At 44.0% G+C, this 11,734-nt stretch carries 7 protein-coding genes; all 7 read left to right on the top strand.

Features of this window, described 5'->3' with window-relative positions; all coding sequences use genetic code 11:
- Positions 1-172: 172 nt before the first annotated feature.
- The 7 genes from BS333_RS07340 to BS333_RS07310 all read left to right on the top strand — a co-directional run bounded on the left by BS333_RS07340 (position 173) and on the right by BS333_RS07310 (position 11,725).
- The gene (locus BS333_RS07340) at positions 173-3,691 is read left to right on the top strand and encodes an LruC domain-containing protein (RefSeq protein ID WP_158297036.1); all 3,519 of its coding nucleotides are present in this window, start codon (positions 173-175) and stop codon (positions 3,689-3,691) included.
- Between the two features lie 14 nt (positions 3,692-3,705).
- A complete protein-coding gene (locus BS333_RS07335; RefSeq protein ID WP_021711803.1) occupies positions 3,706-4,173 on the top strand; it encodes a hypothetical protein in 468 nt (155 codons plus the stop codon).
- 408 nt (positions 4,174-4,581) lie between these two features.
- Positions 4,582-5,487 carry a methylisocitrate lyase gene (gene prpB, locus BS333_RS07330; protein ID WP_021711804.1) on the top strand — a complete coding sequence of 302 codons (906 nt, stop codon included), beginning with the start codon at positions 4,582-4,584 and terminating at the stop codon, positions 5,485-5,487.
- Positions 5,488-5,593: 106 nt separating this feature from the next.
- Complete coding sequence (gene prpC / locus BS333_RS07325) at positions 5,594-6,736, top strand: bifunctional 2-methylcitrate synthase/citrate synthase (protein WP_021711805.1); 1,143 nt, start codon at positions 5,594-5,596, stop codon at positions 6,734-6,736.
- A 145-nt stretch (positions 6,737-6,881) separates the two neighbouring features.
- Entirely contained in the window at positions 6,882-9,482 is a 2,601-nt protein-coding gene (gene acnD, locus BS333_RS07320) for a Fe/S-dependent 2-methylisocitrate dehydratase AcnD (RefSeq protein ID WP_021711806.1), read from the top strand.
- Between the two features lie 10 nt (positions 9,483-9,492).
- A complete protein-coding gene (gene prpF / locus BS333_RS07315; protein WP_021711807.1) occupies positions 9,493-10,689 on the top strand; it encodes a 2-methylaconitate cis-trans isomerase PrpF in 1,197 nt (398 codons plus the stop codon).
- Between the two features lie 547 nt (positions 10,690-11,236).
- The gene (locus tag BS333_RS07310) at positions 11,237-11,725 is read left to right on the top strand and encodes a GNAT family N-acetyltransferase (protein ID WP_021711808.1); all 489 of its coding nucleotides are present in this window, start codon (positions 11,237-11,239) and stop codon (positions 11,723-11,725) included.
- Positions 11,726-11,734: the final 9 nt, after the last annotated feature.

Below are 11,734 nucleotides of genomic sequence, written 5' to 3'. Positions count from 1 at the left end.
GAAATCATCCGGTGCTCATTGGCACCAAATATGCAGTCTCCTATGTGATGTAAACAAAAACAACTAAGAATACGACTTTCCCCAGCGTGAGTCGCCTAGATTCTCATATTGATATTGATATTGATATTACTAATCGGGTGTCAGTGATAGTTCGGGGAGAATGGAGAGACTTATGTTTAGACGGTTACTGATGTTATGTTCCCTTGCTCTGCCGATAGCAGTGCAGGCTAACCCACTCACTCTGGAAGGAGATTATCAAACCACGGCGGGAGGGGTGAATTACCAAGTCTCCCCGAACCCAATAAGTTGGGCGGCTTTTTATGATTTATCAACCAGCAGTTTACCTATTGGTTCATTTTCGATGTCGACAAGCTTATCGGGGGCTCATGAGTTAGTGACGAGCTCACTACAAGTCCCAAATAACCTCCAAGTTACCTCCAATTCGAACTCTGGTTTTACCATTAGTGCTGATAATTATAACCCTTATGTGACAACAAAAGATGTCTTGGGGATCGGTGAAATTCTTATATCAGGTGTTTCAGGGGACGGTATCACTCCTTATGTCACAAAAGACACGAGTCGTTTCTTTTTAACATTCCATAATAAACCAGCTTTTGGTCCTTTGTATTGTCATGAAATTCAAACTAATCAAACTTGCCCAGGATATCCTAGGCATTACCCATTTAATGGCGGAAATGGAACCGTGGTGGTGCAAGGGTTGAGTTTTTTTGATACTGAGATGGATAAGCTCTATATACACTCGAACCAAGGTGATGCTTGGGGTATAAGCTGTTGGGATACAATGAATGACTCCTCTTGTGGTGATATAGTATTGTTTGAGGATTCTGATGAATCTCTCTCTAGGATTGTTAAAGCGGGTAATAACTTGTTCGCGATTAACAAAAAGGGAGAGATATATTGTACAGATTTAGCATTGAGCTCTATGTGTGACGGATATCCTAAAGACCTTGGAGCCAGCTTTGAGTCTCTAGCTGAACATATGGATGGGATCGGACATGAGCAACGAGGTTATTTTTTCATCAATGGCCAGAAGTTCATGTGCTGGGATTCAGTTTCACATTCAATTTGTCCGGGATGGGAGTCTCCAATTCAAATCCATCAGCTCTCGCCTGCAACTTGGGTGAGAGCATTTGTGGGTTTTGACGCAAATGCTCAACCGGACAGAGTTTGTGGATTGAGAGGCTTTGAAGGTTTAACAACCAGTAAATGTGTTTTATTTTCGACAAGGGCAATATCTACCCACTCAATAACAAACATCTTCTTATACGGTGACATCTCGCATTTCATTAACTCACAAGGGCAGGCAGTCTCTGTTTTAGCTGGTTCCAATTCATCATATGCTTATAATTGGTCAACTGGGACGGAAACAGCATTTTCAGACTCACCTTGGGGCTTATATGGTTCATTCTTAGATTCAAACGGATGTATATGGTTTGGTGGGCATGTGCTTGATACAGCCCTAGCAGTTCGCCTTGATACAACGATAACACCCATGCCAACTTCGTTACTCGATGGCTGCAAAAATGCTAAAGCTTCGGGAAGTATTACTCCCAAAAACAACTACTGTGCAACAGGTTCTGCAACCGTGACCACGTGGTCTAACATCGTTATCGAAAATGTTACCGCCAGCGATTACTCGAGTATGCAGCTTGAACTCAGTGATGATAATGATAACCTGCTTCAAACTGTTGATGTGTTAGCTGGTTTGGTTGGGACGACGTTTACGTTAGACATCAATACCGTGACATTTAATGCCCATGATACCTTGAAATACAATGTAGTGGGTGTACCTGCGGCTAATGCACAAACAACTGTGCCGACTTTCCACATTGATTTCGATGGCCCAGCGCCAGAAGTATGCTTTGAGACAGTTGCAAGTTCAGCCAGTTGTAATCTAGACCAAACTGTAGATTTAACTCTAACCAGTGACGTAGATGGCGTCACAAATAACCTCGGTGTTAGCGGTATTTATTCGGTGAATAACACTTGTACCAATCTGGATGACTTTGACTTTGGTGATGCACCGGAAAGCTATGGTACGTTAGCCGCGGATGATGGCCCAAAGCATGTGGTTATCTCAAGCCTGTACCTTGGCAGTGCTGCTACCGATGTCGACCCAGATGGTATCCCAAGTACCAATGCCGATGGTGACGATAACGAAGGCAGTAACGATGAAGACGGCGTGGTTATTCAAACGCCATTTGAAACCGGTAAAGCCTCTGTGATTGAAGTGCTAGCGAACACAGGTGGCGACGAGGCGTATCTGCAATGTTGGACGGATTGGAACCAATCGGGTCAATTTGATACTGACGAGCAGTTCCTGAAAAATTATGCGCTGAGTGATGGCAGCAACACCATTGTGATGGACGTGCCGATTGATGCGCAGCTGGGCAGTACTTATATGCGTTGCCGAGTCTCAGCGCTGAAAGACCTTGGCCCAACCGGCTTTGGTGGGGGCGGTGAAGTTGAGGACTACGCAGTCAATGTGTCCCAAGGTGACGTGAACTATGTCTACTTGCCGAGTGCTTCAGGTTGGTATACTGCGGCCTTCGAAGATAACTGGCCAATGATGGGTGACTACGACCTGAATGACGTGGTGATGCAATACCGAGTGATTTTGCATGAGAGCAGCGCTCATAATGGCGATGTCGTCCGAGTGGATGTGGTGGGTCAATTAGCCGCTTATGGCGCAAGCTATAACAACGGTTTTGCTTTACACTTCCCGGGTATTGACCGTGCGATGGTGGATGCGGCGTCTTCACGCTTCTACCGTAATCAAACGCAAGTCGGCACCATGCTGGATATGAATGCGACTGAGCTTATCGTGATAGCCAGTAACGACCTGAAAAATGCACTGACGTTCAACAGTGGGTGTGATTACCATCGTACCGAATCACACTGTTTGAATGAGCCTGTGCAGTTTACCTTTAACGCGAAAATGCCACTGGCCAGTGCGCAACCTTCGTCGACCTTTATTGAAACGGGCTCAATGCCAGGCGGCTATGACCCATTCATCTTTGGTGGCGGTGGCTGGCGTGAAACGCCTCCAGGTGGTGGTTTAGGTCGTGAGTTTGAAATACACACCGCAGACCGAGCGCCGACGTCCGTCGGGGGTACGGTTTCCTCAAGCTTCTTTACTCAAGGGGATGACATCTCTGATGGCACGGTGTATTACCGTAACAGCAACCAATTGCCATGGGGTATCATCATTACCGACGATTGGGCTCACTCACTGGAATACCGAGACATCAGTCAAACCTATCCTGAGTTCCCAACCTTTGTGACCACCAGTGGTGCGCAATCTGCGGATTGGTACACGCCAAGTAAAGCGTCTTACGGTTACTACGGCAGTGACAACGGCGTCATGCATGTGACGGTGTCGGGCGGTAAGTACTACCTCAATGGGGTAGAAGCGCCAAGCTTGACCTTACAACGTGGCCGCACTTATGTGTTTGAACAACATGAAGGCACCAATGCCGGTCATCCATTAGCGATTCGTACTACCGATGACCAACCGTACACCAGTGGAGTGATGTCATACGGTGGCGATGCGGGCAGCATGCGTTCACAAGTGAAGTTCCAAGTACCAATGGATGCGCCAGACAGCTTACGTTACTACTGTACCGTGCATGGCAATGGTATGGGTAATGTGTTGAACATCACCAACTAACAGGAGAGAGTAAGATGAAATACTTATCAATTTGGACGCCTTGTGCGTTAGCAATATCCGCTCTTCTGGTCGGTTGTGGTGGCGGTGAGGGAGGCGGAGCCAGTGCTCCGCCAAGCACACCGACACCAGCCTTGTACGGTGAAGCGTTGGAAGAAGCGGAAACGGCGGAACTCGTGGCGCAAAAAGGGTTTAACTTTGGTACGGATTATAAAGTGGAGGTGTCGCTTTCGGTGGCAGAGCCTGCTGGGGCGGAGGGGTACCTTTCTTTGTACACCGAATTTGATGCTGCCAGTGGACGTCCGGATTACGCTTCGCGGATTGTGTTATCGACCTTAGATAACCAAGCAGGCTACAACTATTCGATGCGTTTACCTAACCATGTTACTCAAGTGTGGGCTGAAGTATGGTATCGAGATGCGCCAACCAAACCACTCAAACAGATGCTAACCGTCAGCAATGGCGTGATTAACGAGACGTTGTAAAAGAATAGTAACTTAAACTCAAAAAACGGGAAGGCAATGTGCTTTCCCGTTTTTCATTGTGCGTTCTGTTTTTATAGAAGGTATATACCCAGTTTCGCTATCTCTAGCTCATTTTAGTGATAAAACAAGTGTAAATAACAGATGTAACATTATCTTGTGCTGAAACTGTTTACGGAAAACCTTGATTGTTATTATTATGATGCGCTATTTTTATAATCTTGTTTGTGTTTTGTTTTCTTTGTGTTTTGTCGTTCATTTAAAAAGAGTCATTACTGATTTGCTCATTGAGTGAAGCGCAAGTGCGATAAAGGACGAATGTAAGAAGGCCCATAAAGCCTACTGTAAGAGGAGCATTGAGAAAGCAGCATAGCTAAACACTAAAAAATAAAATGACAAAAGGATATTGCTATGAACTTAACCTCAGGGGCGCGTTTCAGGCTCGCACTTAAAAGCAACTCGCCATTGCCTATTGTAGGGGCAATTAACCCTTATTGTGCCATGATGGCTAAACAACTGGGACACCAAGCGATTTACCTATCCGGAGGTGGTGTCGCCAATGCCTCCTACGGTCTTCCAGACTTGGGGATAACGACATTAAATGACGTACTGGTTGATGCTGAACGGATCACAAACTCATGTGATTTACCATTATTGGTTGATATTGATACGGGTTTTGGCGGTGCTTTTAGTATTGCGAGAACGATTAAATCGATGGAAAAAGCGGGGGTTGCGGCTGTACACATAGAAGACCAAGTCGCACAAAAAAGATGTGGTCACCGTCCAAATAAAGCTATTGTTAGCCAACAAGAAATGGTTGATAGGATTAAAGCAGCAGTTGACGCACGTCGTGATGAGGATTTTGTTGTGATGGCCAGAACAGATGCGCTTGCAGTAGAAGGTATCGATAAAGCAGTGGATCGAGCTATTGCTTGCATTGAAGCTGGTGCCGATATGATCTTTCCTGAAGCTGTCAATCAGCTTCATCAATACGAATATTTTTCGAACTCTCTAAAACAAGCCATCGGCAAGCCTGTGCCAATCTTGGCTAATATTACCGAGTTTGGTCAAACTCCATTATTTGATCGTAAAGAGCTCGCTGGCTCAGGTGTTGATATGGTCTTGTACCCACTAAGTGCTTTTCGAGCGATGAACAAAGCAGCAGAAATGGTCTACTCCCATCTCATTCAAGTAGGTAACCAAGAAGCGTTACTAACGTCAATGCAGACCCGCGAAGAACTGTATGAATATCTCGGCTACCATCAGTTTGAGAACAAGCTTGATGAGTTATTCTCACAGAAAAAAGACGAGATCTAACCTTCAAGTTAAAGATGACAAAAGATAGAAACTAAATAACACAGCCCTGAAACTGGATACTAACTATTTGAAGGTGAAGGTAAGCTGGGCATATAAGGAGTTCAGAATGTCTCAAGCTGTCGATAAAAAAAAGGAATTGGGTGGTGCTGGATTACGCGGTCAAAGTGCAGGGGTAACCTCGTTATGCACAGTTGGCAAAACTGGCACAGGTCTTACTTACCGTGGCTATGATATTACCGACTTAGCCACTCATGCAGAATTTGAAGAAGTTGCCCATCTTTTGTTACGTGGTCACTTACCGAATAGACAAGAACTCGATGACTACAAAACGCATTTGATTTCACTCAGAGGATTACCCGGAGCACTTAAGGAAGCGTTAGAGTTAATTCCTGCCGATGCGCATCCTATGGATGTAATGCGAACAGGGTGCTCTATTTTGGGGAACTTTGAACAAGAAGAAAGTTTTGAGCAGCAGCTTCACGCAACAGAAAGAATGCTTGCGTTATTCCCTGCCATTATTTGTTACTGGTATCGTTTCAGTCATCACGGTTTAAGAATAAAAACTCGTGACAGAACGGAAGACAGCCTTGGTGGATACTTCTTAAAGTTACTGACAGACAAATCTCCGACAGAGACCCACAAAAAAGTCATGCACTGTTCACTGATTTTATATGCAGAACATGAGTTTAATGCCTCAACTTTTTCAGCCAGAGTATGTGCTTCAACGTTATCTGATATTCATTCATGTATAACCGCTGCAATTGGGACTCTTCGGGGCCCATTACACGGTGGAGCAAATGAAGCTGCGATGGCAATGATACAAGATTGGCAGACACCCGATGAAGCAGAAGCAAACATTATGCAAATGCTTGCCAATAAAGATAAAATTATGGGGTTTGGTCATGCTATTTATCGCGAAAGTGATCCGAGAAACGCTTTGATCAAATCTTGGTCTGAAGCGCTGTCCAAAGAAGTTGGTGATACATCTCTTTATGCGGTATCTGAACGTGTTGAGTCAGTAATGAAGCGTGAAAAAGGGCTGTTTTGTAATGCGGACTTTTTCCATGCTTCTGCCTATCACTTTATGGACATTCCAACTAAATTATTTACTCCTATTTTTGTTATGAGTCGCTTAACGGGTTGGGCTGCGCATGTATTCGAGCAGCGAGCCAATAATCGGATTATTAGACCAAGTGCTGATTATACAGGGCCTGAACATCAAGATTGGGTACCTATTGACCAGCGCTAGAATTTACGCCTTTTCGGTATGACTGAAAAGGCGTTACTTTTCAGAAACGTTTTATCCCCAAGAAACTCCAAGACTGGGCTACTCAGTAATAACATGCAGCGCGTCCTACTCAAGAGGTAGTGAAAGACAGAATGGAATCCGTATAATGAACCAGACCTGCCGTATAAACTCTCAATATCGTAAACGCCTACCCGGAACCTCGTTAGAATACTTTGATGCTCGTGAAGCCGTTAATGCCATTAAGGCGGGCTCTTATGAGCAAATGCCTTACACAGCACGAGTCTTAGCCGAACAGTTAGTACGACGCTGTCATCCCAATGCCTTACACGACAGTCTCGAGCAATTAATTGAACGTAAGAGCGACCTCGACTTCCCATGGTACCCTGCCCGAGTGGTGTGTCATGACATTTTAGGACAGACTGCATTAGTTGATTTAGCTGGCTTAAGAGATGCCATTGCAGAGCAGGGGGGCGATCCCTCTAGAGTGAACCCTGTCGTTGAAACTCAGTTGATCGTTGATCACTCATTAGCCGTTGAGCACGCGGGTTTTGAAGCGGATGCATTTGAAAGAAACAGGGCCATAGAAGAACGCCGCAACGAGGATAGGTTTCATTTTATAGAGTGGTGTAAGAGTGCTTTTGAAAATGTCAGTGTGATACCGGCAGGTAATGGCATCATGCACCAAATTAACTTGGAAAAGATGTCTCCAGTAGTACAAGTGAAAGATGGAATTGCATATCCGGATACTTGTGTAGGTACGGACAGCCATACACCGCATGTCGATTCTTTGGGAGTCTTAGCCATCGGAGTTGGAGGACTTGAGGCAGAAACCGTGATGCTTGGTCGCCCGTCTATGATGAGATTACCTGATATTGTTGGGGTAAAATTGGAGGGTAAGCGTCAGCCTGGCATTACCGCAACCGACATTGTTTTAGCGATCACTGAGTTTCTGCGTCAGGAGGGTGTCGTGTCTTCCTATTTAGAGTTTTTTGGTGAAGGTGCCCGCTCTTTAACCATTGGTGATCGTGCAACCATTTCGAATATGACACCAGAATATGGCGCAACAGCTGGAATGTTTTTCATCGATGAGCAGACGATTGAATATTTAAGATTGACTGGTCGAGATGTTGAGCAAATCGCTCTAGTTGAGAGCTATGCCAAGCAAACGGGCCTGTGGGCTGATGCGCTTGAAAATGTTGTATACGAGCGGCAATTACATTTTGATTTATCGAGTGTAGAACGGAATATGGCTGGCCCATCCAATCCTCATCGTCGTCTGCCAACGACAGAGTTGACTCAAAGAGGGATTGCCGGCGATTGGCAGCAGCGAGAAGGTGAATTACCAGATGGTGCAGTGATCATTGCAGCGATTACCTCCTGTACGAATACAAGTAACCCTAGAAACGTGGTTGCAGCGGGGCTTTTAGCACAAAAAGCGAACCAATTGGGATTGAACCGAAAACCTTGGGTCAAGTCCTCATTTGCACCCGGATCCAAAGTCGCACGATTATACTTAGAAGAAGCTGGTCTATTAACAGAACTTGAACAATTAGGTTTTGGTATCGTTGCTTATGCATGTACGACATGTAACGGAATGAGTGGCGCGTTAGATGACGATATCCAACAAGAAGTGATTCGGCGGGATTTATACACAACAGCGGTATTATCGGGTAACCGTAATTTCGATGGTCGAATTCACCCTTATGCTAAACAAGCCTTTTTAGCCTCCCCACCATTAGTTGTGGCCTATGCATTAGCAGGGACGATTCGTTTTGATATAGAACGTGACCCTTTAGGGGTCGATAAAGCTGGGAAACCGATTTATCTCAGTGAATTGTGGCCAACAGATGCAGAAATTGACGCCGTCGTGGAGCAATTTGTTAAGCCTGAACAGTTTAATCAAGTGTATATTCAAATGTTTAAACTTTCGGAACAGGACAAACTCAGCCCTCCACTTTACCAATGGCGCCCAAAGAGTACTTATATTCGGCGTCCTCCTTATTGGGAAGGAGCTTTATCAAAGCCAAGAGAGCTTACAGGCATGCGTCCATTGGCCATACTAGGCGATAACATCACCACCGATCATTTATCCCCATCTAACGCGATATTAGCAAGCAGTGCTGCTGGTGAGTATCTTACTCGAATGGGCGTGCCTGAAGAAGACTTTAACTCTTATGCAACCCATCGAGGAGACCATTTAACAGCACAGCGGGCTACTTTCGCAAACCCTAAGCTATTCAATGAAATGATCAAGCAAGATGGAAAACCTGTCCAAGGTTCTTTAGCCCGAGTCGAACCTGATGGCAAAGTGATGAGGATGTGGGAAGCGATTGAAACTTACATGGAACGACAGCAGCCACTTATCATTATTGCTGGAGCGGATTATGGTCAAGGCTCGTCGAGAGATTGGGCAGCCAAAGGTGTTCGGTTAGCGGGAGTGGAAGCGATTGTCGCTGAGGGTTTTGAAAGGATCCATCGAACGAACTTAGTTGGAATGGGAGTCTTACCTTTACAGTTTTATGAAGGCACTGATCGCTTAGTATTGGGCTTAGATGGGGGTGAGCAATATGACGTTATTGGTGATATTACCCCCAAAGCCGAATTAACCTTGAGAATAACTCGGACAAGTCATGAAGTGATAGACATTCCCGTTATTTGCAGGCTGGATACAGAAGATGAAGTACTCGTCTATAAATCAGGTGGTGTATTACAGCGCTTTGCTCAAGATTTTTTGGCTCACGACTAAGGTGAATGAGATGAAGAGTACAATAAATGGTCAAATCGCCATTCCAGCGACTTATATGCGAGGTGGTACAAGCAAAGGAGTATTCTTTCGCTTATGTGATTTACCCAAAGAAGCGCAGGTTGCCGGTGAGTATAGAGACAGACTTTTAAGAAGAGTGATTGGCAGCCCTGATCATTATGGTAAGCAGATTGATGGTATGGGCGGTGCTACATCAAGCACAAGTAAAGTCGTGATCATTTCAAAAAGTAACAGTGTGGATCACGATATAGACTATCTCTTTGGCCAAGTTTCTATCGATGAACCTTTAGTGGATTGGAGTGGTAATTGTGGCAATCTTTCTGCTGCAGTCGGTCCATTTGCCTTGCATTCAGGACTCATTTCTAAAGAAAGGATACCATCGAACGGTGTTGTAAAAGTCCGAGTATGGCAAGCTAATATCAATAAAACCATTGTTGTGCATGTTCCCGTTGTTGATGGACACGTGCAAGAAAGTGGCAATTTCCAATTAGATGGAGTGACGTTTCCATCTGCCGAAATTCCAATAGACTTCATGTCGCCTACCATCAACGAAAGTGGGATTTTTCCGACAGGCCGTATTGTCGACGAACTTATTGTGCCTAATGTTGGACATTTTAATGCCACTTTTATTTCTTCAGGCATCCCTACCGTCTTTATCGAGTCGAGCGCTGTGGGTTATGAAGGAACGGAATTACAAGATGATATCAATAGGGATGAGTCCGCCTTGGAACAGCTTGAGCTGATTCGCGCGTATGGGGCGATCAAAATGGGGCTGATTTCATCGCTGGAAGAGGCTCAAGTGCGTCAACATACTCCAAAGCTTGTATTGGTTTCTAAACCTAAAGCTTATCGTTCGTCTTGTGGAAAATGGTTTGAGAAACATGAGATAAATTTTAATGCACGTGCTCTTTCTATGGGGAAGCTTCATCACGCTATGATGGGAACAGCAGCTGTTGCGATTGCTTCAGCTGCATGTGTACCGGGCACCATAGTGCATCAAGTTTTCAATGGTGAACATCAGGGACCGATTACTTTCGGTCATCCCTCTGGAAGTTTGACTGTTGGAGCTGAGGTGATTAAAGAAAGTGATAAATGGGAGGTTGAAAAAGTCACAATGAGTCGCAGTGCAAGAAGGCTGATGGCAGGGGTAGTGTTTATCCCTGACAATTTTATGTCCAAGTTATCCTAAGATGAAAGTCGTCTCGTTGAACACAGCACATACTGTAACTTGGGTATCATGATGTAAAACTTGTGTTGGTCTCTGTCAGTTCTGTGTAATTTGTCGTTGTTTTTGTCAAGTTGATCGTCAATATTATCTTCTTTGTAATTAAATGATAAATATAGGATTGTTTTATTTAAGAAATATTTATTGGTTTTTTATCCTGAATAAGCCGTTTAAAATAGATTTTTATTTTTTAAATTGTTAACAGTTGGCAAGCGTGAATCTGACATTGGAGTTTTTTTTAAGGGTAGAGTTAGAGTCTTGTTGATTTTTGCACACTTTTAGTGGGGGTGGTGAAAGTTACTGTCGGTAGGGCAACTTTTAAAAAGTCTGTTTTGTGTTATCTGGCCAGCTTATTGATTTTAATAAACAATATTCTTGAAGGCATAGGAAGTAGAGTATTGTTCTGTTTTGTTGTCTACTTTAAATTCTACATAGTGATCTCGTTGTGAATCAAGCATCTTGAGGTGATTTAGGTATATAATGCATGGATGTTTAGTTTGGATTTGTAATAATGTCTGAGTTTATTATTACCCCTGCAAAGGCAGATGATTTAGAGTCACTGAATGACATGATGTTCGAATTGCATCATGAGCATCATATAAAAGAGCCGGGGTTGTTTAAATCCCCTGAAGATATAGAGCAAGAAAAAAGTGTTGCTCGTTACTTAGATAACCCAGAATGCTTAGTGTACAAAGCAACAATGGAACAAAAAATAGTTGGCTTTATTACGGGACATTTTTGTGAGCTTTCTTCTACTGTGAGTCAGCCCATTATGATGGGGAGTGTTGACGAACTTTATGTTGTTCCCTATTACAGAAAGAAAGGTATAGCTAAAGCACTTATCAAAAAAATAGAATCTACTTTTATCGATTATGGCGTGGAGCAAATTTTTGTGGAGGTTTGGCATTTCAATCAAACGGCACGCTCATTTTATAATGAACAAGGCTTTATGCACCATATTCACTGGCTCAGGAAGCCAGTATCAAACAAGTCTAAATGATTAACTTCA

Source organism: Vibrio azureus (assembly GCF_002849855.1).
Lineage (GTDB): Bacteria > Pseudomonadota > Gammaproteobacteria > Enterobacterales > Vibrionaceae > Vibrio > Vibrio azureus.
This window is presented reverse-complemented; position numbering and strand designations above follow the sequence as displayed.

Bases quoted from the DNA above. Each gene is read 5' to 3' on its own strand.
- BS333_RS07340 (WP_158297036.1), top strand. From the start codon at position 173: ATGTTTAGACGGTTACTGATGTTATGTTCCCTTGCTCTGCCGATAGCA.
- BS333_RS07335 (WP_021711803.1), top strand. From the start codon at position 3,706: ATGAAATACTTATCAATTTGGACGCCTTGTGCGTTAGCAATATCCGCT.
- prpB (WP_021711804.1), top strand. From the start codon at position 4,582: ATGAACTTAACCTCAGGGGCGCGTTTCAGGCTCGCACTTAAAAGCAAC.
- prpC (WP_021711805.1), top strand. From the start codon at position 5,594: ATGTCTCAAGCTGTCGATAAAAAAAAGGAATTGGGTGGTGCTGGATTA.
- acnD (WP_021711806.1), top strand. From the start codon at position 6,882: ATGAACCAGACCTGCCGTATAAACTCTCAATATCGTAAACGCCTACCC.
- prpF (WP_021711807.1), top strand. From the start codon at position 9,493: ATGAAGAGTACAATAAATGGTCAAATCGCCATTCCAGCGACTTATATG.
- BS333_RS07310 (WP_021711808.1), top strand. From the start codon at position 11,237: ATGTCTGAGTTTATTATTACCCCTGCAAAGGCAGATGATTTAGAGTCA.